The sequence below is a fragment of the Escherichia sp. E13S3 genome, assembly GCF_004212325.1.
Classification (GTDB): domain Bacteria; phylum Pseudomonadota; class Gammaproteobacteria; order Enterobacterales; family Enterobacteriaceae; genus Escherichia.
The window spans coordinates 94,197-108,447 of sequence record NZ_RHJR01000018.1; the positions used below are offsets into that span (position 1 = coordinate 94,197).

Sequence of the window (14,251 nt, forward strand, 5' to 3'; positions counted from 1 at the left end):
GCATCAGATGACTGTATTTGTACCGAAAACCCCGGGGCGTGCTCCGGGGTTTTTTCTTATCAATTCATACCAGGGATAACACCATGAAACTCTTTGCCCAGGGCACTTCACTGGACCTTAGCCATCCTCACGTAATGGGGATCCTCAACGTCACGCCTGATTCTTTCTCCGATGGCGGCACGCATAATTCGCTGATTGATGCGGTGAAACATGCGAATCTGATGATCAATGCTGGCGCAACGATCATTGACGTTGGCGGCGAGTCCACACGTCCAGGGGCTGCGGAAGTGAGCGTTGAAGAAGAGTTGCAACGTGTTATTCCTGTGGTTGAGGCAATTGCTCAACGCTTCGAAGTCTGGATCTCGGTAGATACATCCAAACCAGAAGTGATCCGTGAGTCAGCTAAAGCAGGCGCTCACATCATTAATGATATCCGCTCCCTTTCCGAACCCGGCGCCCTGGAAGCTGCCGCTGAAACTGGTTTGCCAGTTTGCCTGATGCATATGCAGGGAAACCCAAAGACCATGCAGGAAGCACCAAAGTATGACGATGTCTTTGCCGAGGTAAATCGCTACTTTGTTGAGCAAATAGCACGCTGCGAACAGGCGGGTATCGCAAAAGAGAAATTGTTGCTCGACCCCGGATTCGGTTTCGGTAAAAATCTCTCCCATAACTATTCATTACTGGCGCGTCTGGCTGAATTTCACCATTTCAACCTGCCGCTATTGGTGGGTATGTCACGAAAATCGATGATTGGACAGCTGCTGAACGTTGGGCCATCTGAGCGTCTGAGCGGTAGTCTGGCCTGTGCGGTCATTGCCGCAATGCAAGGCGCGCACATTATTCGTGTTCATGACGTCAAAGAAACCGTAGAAGCGATGCGAGTGGTGGAAGCCACTCTGTCTGCAAAGGAAAACAAACGCTATGAGTAATCGTAAATATTTCGGTACCGATGGGATTCGTGGTCGTGTTGGGGATGCGCCGATCACGCCTGATTTTGTGCTTAAGCTGGGGTGGGCTGCGGGTAAAGTGCTGGCGCGCCACGGCTCCCGTAAGATCATTATTGGTAAAGACACGCGTATTTCTGGCTATATGCTGGAGTCGGCGCTGGAGGCGGGTCTGGCGGCTGCCGGTCTTTCCGCACTCTTCACTGGCCCGATGCCAACACCGGCCGTGGCTTATCTGACGCGTACCTTCCGCGCAGAGGCCGGAATTGTGATATCTGCATCGCATAACCCGTTCTACGATAATGGCATTAAATTCTTCTCTATCGACGGCACCAAGCTGCCGGATGCAGTTGAAGAAGCCATCGAAGCTGAAATGGAAAAAGAGATTAGCTGCGTTGATTCGGCAGAACTGGGTAAAGCCAGCCGTATCGTTGACGCAGCGGGGCGCTATATCGAATTTTGTAAAGCCACGTTCCCGAATGAACTTAGTTTGAGCGAACTGAAAATTGTGGTGGATTGCGCCAACGGCGCGACTTATCACATTGCACCGAACGTGCTGCGCGAGCTGGGAGCGAATGTTATCTCTATCGGTTGTGAGCCGAACGGCGTAAACATCAATGCCGAAGTGGGCGCAACTGATGTTCGTGCGTTACAGGCGCGCGTACTGGCTGAAAAAGCAGATCTCGGTATCGCCTTTGACGGTGACGGCGACCGCGTGATTATGGTTGACCATGAAGGCAATAAAGTCGATGGCGATCAGATCATGTATATCATCGCGCGTGAAGGTCTTCGTCAGGGCCAGCTGCGTGGTGGCGCTGTGGGTACATTGATGAGCAACATGGGGTTGGAACTGGCGCTGAAACAGTTAGGTATTCCATTTGCTCGTGCGAAAGTGGGCGACCGCTACGTACTGGAAAAAATGCAGGAGAAAGGCTGGCGCATCGGTGCCGAGAACTCCGGTCATGTGATCCTGCTGGATAAAACCACTACCGGTGACGGCATCGTTGCTGGTTTGCAGGTGCTGGCGGCGATGGCGCGTAACCATATGAGCCTGCACGACCTTTGCAGCGGCATGAAAATGTTCCCGCAGATTCTGGTTAATGTGCGTTACACCGCAGGTAGCGGCGATCCGCTTGAGCATGAGTCAGTTAAATCCGTGACCGCAGAGGTTGAAGCTGCGCTGGGCAACCGTGGACGCGTGTTGCTGCGTAAATCTGGCACCGAGCCGTTAATTCGCGTGATGGTAGAAGGTGAAGACGAAGCGCAGGTAACCGAATTTGCGCATCGCATCGCTGACGCGGTAAAAGCAGTTTGATTCGATAGCTAACTGGCTAAAAAGGCGGCGCTTGTCGCCTTTGTTCTTCTTAAGCACATCGGTTTTGCTGTTTTTTTCCGCAGTTGATACAATGCGATAAAATTGCCCTTGCGAAGGTCATTCGCTTTGGTTAGTATTCACACCCGCTTCAGTGGGAAAGATTAAAAACTCCCGCTTTATTGGTTGAAGCATTGGTACGCGGCAACTCCGCAAGGAACAGGTTGATTATGTACGAAGCTCTTTTAGTAGTTTTCCTTATTGTAGCAATTGGCCTTGTAGGTCTGATCATGCTGCAGCAAGGTAAAGGCGCTGATATGGGAGCCTCCTTCGGAGCAGGCGCTTCCGCTACGCTGTTTGGTTCAAGTGGTTCTGGTAACTTCATGACCCGCATGACGGCGCTGCTGGCAACGTTATTCTTCATCATCAGTCTGGTGCTGGGTAACATCAATAGCAACAAAACCAATAAAGGTAGCGAATGGGAAAACCTGAGTGCGCCGGCGAAAACCGAACAAACTCAGCCAGCTGCTCCGGCTAAGCCGACCAGCGATATCCCGAACTAAAAAGTAGTATCCGTGCCGAGGTGGTGGAATTGGTAGACACGCTACCTTGAGGTGGTAGTGCCCAATAGGGCTTACGGGTTCAAGTCCCGTCCTCGGTACCAAATTCCAAAAAAGAGACGCTGAAAAGCGTCTTTTTCGTTTTTATTGATCCATCCTGAATGTCATCAACTTGATCAATTTCCGTTGTCTTTCGAACGTCAAAACGAATCGGCGCACAATAGTGCGTTTAGCTTCAGTTTGCATGCGACAAGCGATATTAATGAACTCATGATATTGCCCAGCTTTGCTGGAACAGACATCTAAATCGTTATGCACAATCAGATTTTATTGGTCGTAAAAAAGGCCGCATCGGCGGCCTTTAGCACGAAAGCTCTGATATTACTGGCCTTTATTTTCCAGATTCTCCACCTGCGGCACGCCTGAAGCGGCAGAGGAGGAAAGCAGGCCAGTTTTGGCATAACCGAACAGCTTCTCGCGGGTATCGGTAATATCCAGGTTACGCATGGTCAGTTGACCAATACGATCTTCAGCCGTAAACATAGAGTCGCCTTTCTCCATGGTCAAACGCTCTGCTTTATAGGTCAGGTTGTCAGAGACGGTATTGAGGATCGAGTAGTCGTTCCCGCGACGCAGTTCCAGCGTCACTTCACCAGTGATCTGGCTGGCAACCCAGCGTTGCAGAGAGTCACGCAGCATCAGCGCCTGGGAATCAAACCAACGCCCCTGGTACAGCAGACGGCCCAATTGACGACCATGTGCATGATACTGCTCAATGGTGTCTTCGTTGTGAATACCGGTCAACAGACGTTCATAAGCGATATGTAGCAGTGCCATCCCCGGAGCCTCGTAAATACCCCGGCTTTTCGCTTCGATGATACGGTTTTCAATCTGGTCGCTCATGCCCAGGCCGTGACGACCGCCGATGCGGTTAGCTTCCAGCATCATTTCTACGTCGTCGCTAAAGGTTTTACCGTTCAGCGCCACCGGATGACCTTGCTCAAAGCGTACTGTGACTTCTTCTGCCGGGATCTTCACGCTCTCATCCCAGAACTTCACGCCCATAATCGGGTTGACGATTTTGACGCTGGAGTTGAGGTATTCCAGATCCTTCGCTTCGTGCGTTGCACCAAGCATGTTGGAGTCTGTGGAGTAGGCTTTTTCGACAGACATTTTGTAGTCGAAACCGCAGGCAATCATAAATTCAGACATTTCATGACGGCCGCCCAGTTCATCAATAAAGTCAGTATCAAGCCACGGTTTGTAAATCTGCAGTTCAGCATTGGTCAGCAGACCGTAACGATAGAAACGTTCGATATCGTTTCCTTTATAGGTGCTGCCGTCACCCCAGATATTCACGCCATCTTCTTTCATGGCAGCAACCAGCATGGTGCCGGTCACGGCGCGGCCCAGCGGCGTCGTGTTGAAATAGGTCAGGCCGCCGGTGGTGTTATGAAATGCGCCACATTGAATAGCGGCAATACCTTCAGCCACCAGTTGTTTGCGGCAGTCGATCAGACGAGCGTTCTCCGCGCCGTATTCCATGGCACGACGAGGGATCGCATCGTAATCCTCTTCGTCTGGCTGGCCCAGGTTTGCAGTATATGCATAAGGAACCGCTCCCTTTTTTCGCATCCACAGCAGTGCGGCACTGGTGTCCAGACCGCCAGAAAAAGCGATACCAATACGTTGACCTACCGGGAGATGCTTGAGAATCGTCGTCATAAAATAACACCCTGCTTAATTAACTGATGATGAGCCTGTATTTCCGCTCTAACTGAATTTTTATGCAAAATAAATGAGTTTTCATTTAATCATCTTTTATCGGAGACAGGAAGAGTTTAGTGTGTTTTTTGTAAAATAATGCGCTTAAGGGAGAGCAGGAGAAGACAAAAGTATTCAACAAATGAAAGTGAACTGGATATCCATTCACGTGAATAGCAATAAATGTTGACAAAATGTGGCGCGGATCACTATAATGCCCGCAGATTTTACGTCCCGTCTCGGTACACCAAATCCCAGCAGTATTTGCATTTTTTACCCAAAACGAGTAGAATTTGCCACGTTTCAGGCGCGGGGTGGAGCAGCCTGGTAGCTCGTCGGGCTCATAACCCGAAGGTCGTCGGTTCAAATCCGGCCCCCGCAACCACTTTCCCTTAGAGTTCTTTTTCAAATATACTGTGAAGACTTCGGCCTTCGTAGTGGGATTTGAAAAAATCCTTCTGGAAAGTGCTCCAGACCGCAGTTGCGGTTATAGGGTTCAGTTATATAAAGCCCCGATTTATCGGGGTTTTTTGTTATCTGACTACAGAATAACTGGGCTTTAGGCCCTTTTTTTATGTCTTGGGGGTGGGCTTGTCCACATTAGAGCAAAAATTAACAGAGATGATTACTGCGCCAGTTGAGGCCCTGGGTTTTGAGCTGGTTGGCATCGAGTTTATTCGCGGTCGCACATCCACACTGCGCATCTATATTGATAGTGAAGATGGCATCAATGTTGATGATTGTGCTGATGTGAGCCACCAGGTAAGTGCTGTGCTGGATGTTGAAGATCCCATCACCGTTGCTTATAACCTGGAAGTCTCCTCACCGGGTCTCGATCGCCCACTGTTCACGGCTGAACACTACGCCCGTTTTGTCGGAGAAGAGGTGACTCTGGTTCTCCGTATGGCGGTACAAAACCGTCGTAAATGGCAGGGCGTTATCAAAGCGGTAGACGGTGAAATGATCACAGTTACCGTCGAAGGTAAAGATGAAGTGTTCGCGCTGAGTAATATCCAGAAGGCGAACCTGGTTCCCCACTTTTAATAGTCTGGATGAGGTGAAAAGCCCGCGATGAACAAAGAAATTTTGGCTGTAGTTGAAGCCGTATCCAATGAAAAGGCGCTACCTCGCGAGAAGATTTTCGAAGCATTGGAAAGCGCGCTGGCGACAGCAACAAAGAAAAAATATGAACAAGAGATCGACGTCCGCGTACAGATCGATCGCAAAAGCGGTGATTTTGACACCTTCCGTCGCTGGTTAGTTGTTGATGAAGTCACCCAGCCGACCAAGGAAATCACCCTTGAAGCTGCACGTTATGAAGATGAAAGCCTGAACCTGGGCGATTACGTTGAAGATCAGATTGAGTCTGTTACCTTTGACCGTATCACCACCCAGACGGCAAAACAGGTTATCGTGCAGAAAGTGCGTGAAGCCGAACGTGCGATGGTGGTTGATCAGTTCCGTGAACACGAAGGTGAAATCATCACCGGCGTGGTGAAAAAAGTAAACCGCGACAACATCTCTCTGGATCTGGGCAACAACGCTGAAGCCGTGATCCTGCGCGAAGATATGCTGCCGCGTGAAAACTTCCGCCCTGGCGACCGCGTTCGTGGCGTGCTTTATTCCGTTCGCCCGGAAGCGCGTGGCGCGCAACTGTTCGTTACCCGTTCCAAGCCGGAAATGCTGATCGAACTGTTCCGCATTGAAGTGCCAGAAATCGGCGAAGAAGTGATTGAAATTAAAGCAGCGGCTCGCGACCCGGGTTCTCGTGCGAAAATCGCGGTGAAAACCAACGATAAACGTATCGATCCGGTAGGTGCTTGCGTAGGTATGCGTGGCGCGCGTGTTCAGGCGGTTTCTACTGAACTGGGCGGCGAGCGTATCGATATCGTCCTGTGGGATGATAACCCGGCGCAGTTCGTGATTAATGCGATGGCACCGGCAGACGTTGCTTCTATCGTGGTGGATGAAGATAAACACACCATGGATATCGCCGTTGAAGCCGGTAACCTGGCACAGGCGATTGGCCGTAACGGTCAGAACGTGCGTCTGGCTTCGCAGCTCAGCGGTTGGGAACTCAACGTGATGACCGTTGACGACCTGCAGGCTAAGCATCAGGCGGAAGCGCATGCAGCGATTGACACCTTCACCCGTTATCTCGACATTGACGAAGACTTCGCGACTGTCCTGGTAGAAGAAGGTTTCTCGACGCTGGAAGAACTGGCCTATGTGCCGATGAAAGAGCTGTTGGAAATCGAAGGCCTTGATGAGCCGACCGTTGAAGCACTGCGTGAGCGTGCTAAAAATGCACTGGCCACCATTGCACAGGCCCAGGAAGAAAGCCTCGGTGATAACAAACCGGCTGACGATCTGCTGAACCTTGAAGGGATAGATCGTGATTTGGCATTCAAACTGGCCGCCCGTGGCGTTTGTACGCTGGAAGATCTCGCCGAACAGGGCATTGATGATCTGGCTGATATCGAAGGGTTGACCGACGAAAAAGCCGGAGCACTGATTATGGCTGCCCGTAATATTTGCTGGTTCGGTGACGAAGCGTAATAAACTGTAGCAGGAAGGAACAGCATGACAGATGTAACGATTAAAACGCTGGCCGCAGAGCGACAGACCTCCGTGGAACGCCTGGTACAGCAATTTGCTGATGCAGGTATCCGGAAGTCTGCTGACGACTCTGTGTCCGCACAAGAGAAACAGGCTTTAATTGACCACCTGAATCAGAAAAATTCAGGGCCGGACAAATTAACGCTGCAGCGTAAGACACGCAGCACCCTTAACATTCCTGGTACCGGTGGAAAAAGCAAATCGGTACAAATCGAAGTCCGCAAGAAACGCACCTTTGTGAAACGTGACCCGCAAGAGGCCGAGCGCCTTGCGGCGGAAGAGCAAGCGCAGCGTGAAGCGGAAGAGCAAGCCCGTCGTGAGGCAGAAGAATCGGCCAAACGCGAGGCGCAACAAAAAGCTGAACGTGAGGCCGCAGAACAAGCTAAACGTGAAGCCGCTGAACAAGCGAAACGTGAAGCTGCGGAAAAAGACAAAGTGAGCAATCAACAAGACGATATGACTAAAACCGCCCAGGCTGAAAAAGCCCGCCGTGAGCAGGAAGCTGCAGAGCTCAAGCGTAAAGCTGAAGAAGAAGCGCGTCGTAAACTCGAAGAAGAAGCACGTCGCGTTGCTGAAGAAGCACGTCGTATGGCGGAAGAAAATAAATGGACTGATAACGCGGAACCAACTGAAGATTCCAGCGATTATCACGTTACTACCTCTCAACATGCCCGTCAGGCAGAAGACGAAAGCGATCGTGAAGTCGAAGGCGGCCGTGGCCGTGGTCGTAACGCGAAAGCAGCGCGTCCGAAGAAAGGCAACAAACACGCTGAATCAAAAGCTGATCGCGAAGAAGCGCGTGCAGCGGTACGTGGCGGTAAAGGCGGAAAACGTAAAGGTTCTTCGCTGCAGCAGGGCTTCCAGAAGCCAGCTCAGGCCGTTAACCGTGACGTTGTGATCGGCGAAACCATCACCGTTGGCGAACTGGCTAACAAGATGGCGGTTAAAGGCTCTCAGGTCATCAAAGCGATGATGAAACTGGGCGCAATGGCGACCATCAACCAGGTTATCGACCAGGAAACCGCACAGCTGGTAGCCGAAGAGATGGGCCACAAAGTTATCCTGCGTCGTGAAAACGAGCTGGAAGAAGCGGTAATGAGCGACCGTGACACGGGCGCTGCGGCTGAACCGCGCGCACCGGTTGTGACCATCATGGGTCACGTTGACCACGGTAAAACCTCTCTGCTGGACTACATTCGTTCAACGAAAGTGGCCTCTGGCGAAGCGGGCGGTATTACCCAGCACATTGGTGCATACCACGTTGAAACTGAAAACGGCATGATCACCTTCCTGGACACCCCGGGGCACGCCGCGTTTACTTCAATGCGTGCACGTGGTGCGCAGGCAACGGACATCGTAGTCCTGGTTGTTGCTGCAGACGACGGCGTAATGCCGCAAACCATCGAAGCTATCCAGCACGCGAAAGCGGCGGGTGTTCCGGTGGTGGTTGCTGTGAACAAAATCGATAAACCAGAAGCCGATCCGGATCGCGTTAAGAACGAACTCTCTCAGTACGGCATCCTGCCAGAAGAGTGGGGCGGCGAAAGCCAGTTCGTACACGTATCTGCAAAAGCGGGTACCGGTATTGATGAACTGCTGGATGCTATCCTGCTGCAGGCTGAAGTCCTTGAACTGAAAGCCGTGCGTAACGGGATGGCGAGCGGTGCGGTTATCGAATCCTTCCTCGATAAAGGTCGTGGTCCGGTTGCTACTGTACTGGTCCGCGAAGGTACTCTGCATAAGGGCGATATCGTTCTGTGTGGCTTCGAATACGGTCGTGTTCGTGCGATGCGTAACGAACTGGGTCAGGAAGTGCTGGAAGCGGGTCCGTCCATTCCGGTGGAAATCCTCGGCTTGTCCGGTGTTCCGGCTGCGGGTGATGAAGTTACCGTTGTACGTGACGAGAAGAAAGCACGTGAAGTTGCACTGTACCGTCAGGGCAAATTCCGCGAAGTTAAACTGGCTCGTCAGCAGAAATCTAAACTCGAGAACATGTTCGCCAACATGACCGAAGGCGAAGTTCACGAAGTGAATATCGTCCTGAAGGCAGACGTACAGGGTTCTGTGGAAGCGATCTCCGACTCCTTGCTGAAACTGTCTACTGACGAAGTTAAAGTGAAGATCATCGGTTCTGGTGTAGGTGGTATCACCGAAACCGACGCCACCCTGGCTGCGGCGTCCAATGCCATCCTGGTTGGCTTTAACGTTCGTGCTGATGCCTCTGCACGTAAAGTGATTGAAGCGGAAAGCCTGGATCTGCGTTACTACTCCGTCATCTATAACCTGATCGACGAAGTGAAAGCGGCGATGAGCGGTATGCTGTCTCCGGAACTGAAACAGCAGATTATCGGTCTGGCGGAAGTTCGTGACGTGTTCAAATCGCCGAAATTTGGTGCCATCGCAGGCTGTATGGTTACTGAAGGTGTGGTTAAACGTCACAACCCGATCCGCGTCCTGCGCGACAACGTGGTTATCTACGAAGGTGAGCTGGAGTCCCTGCGCCGCTTCAAAGATGACGTTAACGAAGTCCGTAACGGTATGGAATGTGGTATCGGCGTTAAGAACTACAACGACGTCCGCACTGGCGATGTGATCGAAGTATTCGAAATCATCGAGATCCAACGTACCATCGCTTAAGGTTTTTAGGGTTCCATGCGGGATAAGGCGTTTATGCCGCATCCGGCATGGATTGCCTGATACGACGCTGGCGCGTCTTATCAGGCCAACGTGAACAGCCCTTCCACCTGAAATTAATTTTTAAAAAGGGGCTAACAGCCCCTTTTTTGTCAGGAGAATTTATTATGGCGAAAGAATTTGGTCGCCCGCAGCGCGTAGCGCAGGAAATGCAAAAAGAGATCGCTCTCATCCTGCAGCGTGAAATTAAAGATCCTCGTCTGGGCATGATGACCACCGTTTCCGGTGTCGAAATGTCTCGTGACCTGGCGTATGCCAAAGTATATGTGACGTTCCTCAACGACAAAGATGAAGACGCGGTTAAAGCGGGCATCAAAGCGTTGCAGGAAGCTTCTGGTTTCATCCGCAGCCTGCTGGGTAAAGCGATGCGCTTGCGTATCGTGCCGGAACTGACCTTCTTCTACGACAACTCACTGGTTGAAGGGATGCGTATGTCAAACCTGGTGACCAGCGTGGTCAAACATGACGAAGAGCGTCGTGTTAACCCGGACGACAGCAAGGAGGACTAATGAGTCGTCCTCGTCGTCGCGGTCGCGACATTAACGGCGTTTTGTTGCTGGATAAACCGCAGGGTATGTCCAGCAACGATGCGCTGCAAAAAGTGAAACGTATATATAACGCCAACCGTGCCGGACACACCGGCGCGCTGGACCCGCTGGCAACTGGCATGTTGCCGATTTGCCTCGGGGAAGCGACGAAGTTTTCCCAGTATCTGCTGGACTCCGACAAACGCTATCGGGTGATTGCGCGTCTTGGACAGCGTACCGATACTTCTGACGCCGATGGACAAATCGTTGAAGAACGTCCGGTAACCTTTAGTGCAGAGCAACTGGCGGCGGCGCTGGATACCTTCCGTGGCGATATCGAACAGATCCCTTCAATGTATTCAGCACTGAAATATCAGGGCAAAAAACTGTACGAATACGCGCGTCAGGGCATTGAAGTTCCGCGTGAAGCGCGTCCGATTACCGTTTATGAATTGCTGTTTATTCGCCATGAAGGCAATGAGCTGGAGCTGGAAATTCACTGCTCAAAAGGCACTTATATCCGCACTATCATTGACGACCTGGGTGAAAAACTCGGCTGTGGCGCGCATGTTATTTACCTGCGCCGTCTGGCGGTAAGTAAATATCCGGTTGAACGGATGGTGACCCTGGAGCACCTGCGAGAACTTGTTGAGCAAGCTGAACAGCAGGATATTCCGGCTGCGGAGTTATTTGATCCATTACTGATGCCAATGGACAGTCCAGCTTCGGACTATCCGGTGGTGAATCTTCCGTTAACGTCTTCTGTTTACTTCAAAAATGGTAACCCAGTTCGTACATCTGGTGCGCCGCTGGAAGGACTGGTTCGTGTTACAGAAGGTGAGAATGGCAAGTTTATCGGTATGGGTGAAATTGACGATGAAGGCCGCGTTGCGCCTCGTCGTCTGGTGGTTGAATATCCGGCGTAATGTTAACCGTCTTGCGATAACAGGTCGCTACGAGTAGAATACTGCCGCTTAACGTCGCGTAAATTGTTTAACACTTTGCGTAACGTACACTGGGATCGCTGAATTAGAGATCGGCGTCCTTTCATTCTATATACTTTGGAGTTTTAAAATGTCTCTAAGTACTGAAGCAACAGCTAAAATCGTTTCTGAGTTTGGTCGTGGTGAAAACGACACCGGTTCTACCGAAGTTCAGGTAGCACTGCTGACTGCACAGATCAACCACCTGCAGGGTCACTTTGCAGAGCACAAAAAAGATCACCACAGCCGTCGTGGTCTGCTGCGCATGGTTTCTCAGCGTCGTAAACTGCTCGACTACCTGAAACGTAAAGACGTAGCACGTTACACCCAGCTCATCGAGCGCCTGGGTCTGCGTCGCTAATTCTTGCGAGTTTCAGAAAAGGGGCCTGAGTGGCCCCTTTTTTCAAACTGACGGCAGCAATTCACTGGAAACTAATGTATTGTTGCTATGAATGATCTTCCGTTGCAGAGGTTCGCGCGGCTAATGAGAGGCTTTACCCACATTTGGCTGGGTTAGGGTTGTCATTAGTCGCGAGGATGCGCAGAAGATCGGGTATTAACACCAGTACCGTAAGGTGCTGTCTAAGAAAGAAAAGGGTATTACATTGCTTAATCCGATCGTTCGTAAATTCCAGTACGGCCAACACACCGTGACTCTGGAAACCGGCATGATGGCGCGTCAAGCCACTGCCGCTGTTATGGTTAGCATGGATGACACCGCGGTATTTGTTACCGTTGTCGGCCAGAAAAAAGCCAAACCAGGTCAGGACTTCTTCCCTCTGACCGTTAACTATCAGGAGCGTACCTACGCTGCTGGTCGTATCCCGGGTAGCTTCTTCCGTCGTGAAGGCCGCCCAAGCGAAGGCGAAACCCTGATCGCGCGTCTGATTGACCGCCCGATTCGCCCGCTGTTCCCGGAAGGCTTCGTCAACGAAGTTCAGGTTATCGCCACCGTGGTTTCTGTTAACCCGCAGGTTAACCCGGATATCGTCGCGATGATTGGTGCTTCCGCAGCACTGTCTCTGTCTGGTATTCCGTTCAATGGCCCGATTGGTGCTGCCCGCGTAGGTTACATCAATGACCAGTACGTACTGAACCCGACTCAGGACGAGCTGAAAGAGAGCAAACTGGATCTGGTTGTTGCGGGTACTGAAGCCGCTGTACTGATGGTTGAATCTGAAGCTGAACTGCTGAGCGAAGACCAGATGCTGGGCGCAGTAGTGTTCGGTCATGAACAACAGCAGGTTGTTATTCAGAACATCAATGAACTGGTGAAAGAAGCCGGCAAACCGCGTTGGGATTGGCAGCCGGAGCCGGTAAACGAAGCGCTGAACGCGCGCGTTGCTGCGCTGGCTGAAGCTCGTCTGAGCGATGCTTATCGCATCACCGACAAACAAGAGCGTTATGCGCAGGTTGATGTCATCAAATCTGAAACCATCGCGACGCTGCTTGCTGAAGATGAAACCCTGGACGAAAACGAACTGGGTGAAATTCTGCACGCTATCGAGAAAAACGTTGTTCGTAGCCGCGTACTGGCAGGCGAACCGCGTATCGACGGTCGCGAAAAAGATATGATCCGTGGTCTGGATGTGCGTACTGGCGTGCTGCCGCGTACTCACGGTTCTGCGCTGTTCACCCGTGGTGAAACGCAGGCGCTGGTTACCGCAACGCTGGGTACTGCACGTGACGCGCAAGTTCTTGATGAACTGATGGGCGAACGTACTGACACCTTCCTGTTCCACTACAACTTCCCTCCGTACTCCGTAGGCGAAACTGGCATGGTCGGTTCTCCGAAGCGTCGTGAAATTGGTCACGGTCGTCTGGCGAAGCGCGGCGTGCTGGCAGTAATGCCGGATATGGACAAATTCCCGTACACCGTACGTGTTGTGTCTGAAATCACCGAATCCAACGGTTCTTCTTCTATGGCTTCCGTGTGCGGCGCGTCTCTGGCGCTGATGGACGCAGGTGTGCCAATCAAAGCCGCTGTTGCAGGTATCGCAATGGGTCTGGTGAAAGAAGGCGACAACTACGTTGTACTGTCTGACATTTTGGGTGACGAAGATCACCTGGGCGATATGGACTTCAAAGTTGCGGGTTCCCGCGACGGTATCTCTGCACTGCAGATGGATATCAAAATTGAAGGTATCACCAAAGAGATCATGCAGGTTGCACTGAACCAGGCTAAAGGTGCGCGTCTGCACATCCTGGGTGTAATGGAACAGGCGATCAACGCGCCACGTGGCGATATCTCTGAGTTCGCTCCGCGTATCCATACCATCAAGATCAACCCGGACAAGATCAAAGACGTTATCGGTAAAGGCGGCTCTGTTATCCGTGCCCTGACCGAAGAAACTGGCACCACCATCGAAATCGAAGATGACGGTACTGTGAAGATCGCAGCGACCGACGGCGAGAAAGCGAAACATGCTATTCGTCGTATCGAAGAGATCACTGCAGAAATCGAAGTGGGCCGCGTCTACAATGGTAAAGTGACCCGTATCGTTGACTTTGGCGCATTTGTTGCCATCGGCGGCGGTAAAGAAGGTCTGGTCCACATCTCTCAAATCGCTGACAAACGCGTTGAGAAAGTGACCGATTACCTGCAGATGGGTCAGGAAGTACCGGTGAAAGTTCTGGAAGTTGATCGCCAGGGCCGTATCCGTCTGAGCATTAAAGAAGCGACTGAGCAGTCTCAACCTGCTGCAGCACCGGAAGCTCCGGCTGCTGAACAGGGCGAGTAAGGTTGCCATTTGCCCTCCGCTGCGGCGGGGGGCTTTTAACCGGGCAGGACGCCTTGTTAGCAACCGGGAACAGGACGTTCATTCAACCGTGGTCTTCGGGAGTG

11 protein-coding genes and 2 tRNA genes are annotated in these 14,251 nt (G+C 51.7%); 12 read left to right on the forward strand and 1 reads right to left on the reverse strand.

What is annotated here, in order from left to right:
- Positions 1 to 83 precede the first annotated feature (83 nt).
- The 4 genes from folP to D9597_RS18065 all read left to right on the forward strand — a co-directional run bounded on the left by folP (position 84) and on the right by D9597_RS18065 (position 2,923).
- Positions 84 to 932, forward strand: coding sequence for a dihydropteroate synthase (gene folP, locus D9597_RS18050; RefSeq protein ID WP_130223786.1), 849 nt, complete (start codon positions 84 to 86; stop codon positions 930 to 932).
- Positions 925 to 2,262: a phosphoglucosamine mutase gene (gene glmM / locus D9597_RS18055; protein ID WP_130223788.1), complete on the forward strand. Its 1,338-nt coding sequence runs from the start codon at positions 925 to 927 to the stop codon at positions 2,260 to 2,262. Before folP ends, glmM begins: the two co-directional genes overlap by 8 nt.
- A gap of 227 nt (positions 2,263 to 2,489) precedes the next feature.
- A complete protein-coding gene (gene secG, locus D9597_RS18060; protein ID WP_001295556.1) occupies positions 2,490 to 2,822 on the forward strand; it encodes a preprotein translocase subunit SecG in 333 nt (110 codons plus the stop codon).
- A 14-nt stretch (positions 2,823 to 2,836) separates the two neighbouring features.
- Positions 2,837 to 2,923: transfer RNA gene (locus D9597_RS18065), tRNA-Leu, on the forward strand.
- A 277-nt stretch (positions 2,924 to 3,200) separates the two neighbouring features.
- On the opposite strand, the gene argG is transcribed toward D9597_RS18065, so the two are convergent.
- The gene (gene argG, locus D9597_RS18070) at positions 3,201 to 4,544 is read right to left on the reverse strand and encodes an argininosuccinate synthase (RefSeq protein WP_130223790.1); all 1,344 of its coding nucleotides are present in this window, start codon (positions 4,542 to 4,544) and stop codon (positions 3,201 to 3,203) included.
- Between the two features lie 347 nt (positions 4,545 to 4,891).
- Between argG and D9597_RS18075 the strand changes: the two genes are divergently transcribed.
- From D9597_RS18075 to pnp, 8 genes are all read left to right on the forward strand, one after another.
- Positions 4,892 to 4,968 (forward strand) — tRNA-Met (locus D9597_RS18075).
- A gap of 206 nt (positions 4,969 to 5,174) precedes the next feature.
- Positions 5,175 to 5,627 (forward strand): ribosome maturation factor RimP, encoded by a 453-nt coding sequence (gene rimP / locus D9597_RS18080; protein ID WP_001300397.1) that lies wholly within the window; start codon positions 5,175 to 5,177, stop codon positions 5,625 to 5,627.
- A gap of 27 nt (positions 5,628 to 5,654) precedes the next feature.
- The gene (nusA, locus tag D9597_RS18085; protein WP_130204598.1) at positions 5,655 to 7,142 is read left to right on the forward strand and encodes a transcription termination factor NusA; all 1,488 of its coding nucleotides are present in this window, start codon (positions 5,655 to 5,657) and stop codon (positions 7,140 to 7,142) included.
- Between the two features lie 24 nt (positions 7,143 to 7,166).
- The gene (gene infB, locus D9597_RS18090; protein ID WP_130204600.1) at positions 7,167 to 9,839 is read left to right on the forward strand and encodes a translation initiation factor IF-2; all 2,673 of its coding nucleotides are present in this window, start codon (positions 7,167 to 7,169) and stop codon (positions 9,837 to 9,839) included.
- Positions 9,840 to 10,003: 164 nt separating this feature from the next.
- On the forward strand, positions 10,004 to 10,405 hold the full coding sequence (rbfA, locus tag D9597_RS18095) for a 30S ribosome-binding factor RbfA (RefSeq protein ID WP_001040205.1): 402 nt from the start codon (positions 10,004 to 10,006) through the stop codon (positions 10,403 to 10,405).
- Positions 10,405 to 11,349, forward strand: coding sequence for a tRNA pseudouridine(55) synthase TruB (gene truB / locus D9597_RS18100; RefSeq protein ID WP_061350105.1), 945 nt, complete (start codon positions 10,405 to 10,407; stop codon positions 11,347 to 11,349). The genes rbfA and truB overlap by 1 nt, the downstream gene beginning before the upstream one ends.
- A gap of 148 nt (positions 11,350 to 11,497) precedes the next feature.
- Positions 11,498 to 11,767: a 30S ribosomal protein S15 gene (gene rpsO, locus D9597_RS18105; protein WP_000059470.1), complete on the forward strand. Its 270-nt coding sequence runs from the start codon at positions 11,498 to 11,500 to the stop codon at positions 11,765 to 11,767.
- A gap of 244 nt (positions 11,768 to 12,011) precedes the next feature.
- The gene (pnp, locus tag D9597_RS18115) at positions 12,012 to 14,147 is read left to right on the forward strand and encodes a polyribonucleotide nucleotidyltransferase (RefSeq protein ID WP_001298330.1); all 2,136 of its coding nucleotides are present in this window, start codon (positions 12,012 to 12,014) and stop codon (positions 14,145 to 14,147) included.
- Positions 14,148 to 14,251: the final 104 nt, after the last annotated feature.

What these genes read in the sequence shown, in the direction of transcription:
- folP (WP_130223786.1), top strand. Translation starts at nt 84, where the DNA reads ATGAAACTCTTTGCCCAGGGCACTTCACTGGACCTTAGCCATCCTCAC.
- glmM (WP_130223788.1), top strand. Translation starts at nt 925, where the DNA reads ATGAGTAATCGTAAATATTTCGGTACCGATGGGATTCGTGGTCGTGTT.
- secG (WP_001295556.1), top strand. Translation starts at nt 2,490, where the DNA reads ATGTACGAAGCTCTTTTAGTAGTTTTCCTTATTGTAGCAATTGGCCTT.
- argG (WP_130223790.1), bottom strand. Translation starts at nt 4,544, where the DNA reads ATGACGACGATTCTCAAGCATCTCCCGGTAGGTCAACGTATTGGTATC.
- nusA (WP_130204598.1), top strand. Translation starts at nt 5,655, where the DNA reads ATGAACAAAGAAATTTTGGCTGTAGTTGAAGCCGTATCCAATGAAAAG.
- infB (WP_130204600.1), top strand. Translation starts at nt 7,167, where the DNA reads ATGACAGATGTAACGATTAAAACGCTGGCCGCAGAGCGACAGACCTCC.
- rbfA (WP_001040205.1), top strand. Translation starts at nt 10,004, where the DNA reads ATGGCGAAAGAATTTGGTCGCCCGCAGCGCGTAGCGCAGGAAATGCAA.
- truB (WP_061350105.1), top strand. Translation starts at nt 10,405, where the DNA reads ATGAGTCGTCCTCGTCGTCGCGGTCGCGACATTAACGGCGTTTTGTTG.
- rpsO (WP_000059470.1), top strand. Translation starts at nt 11,498, where the DNA reads ATGTCTCTAAGTACTGAAGCAACAGCTAAAATCGTTTCTGAGTTTGGT.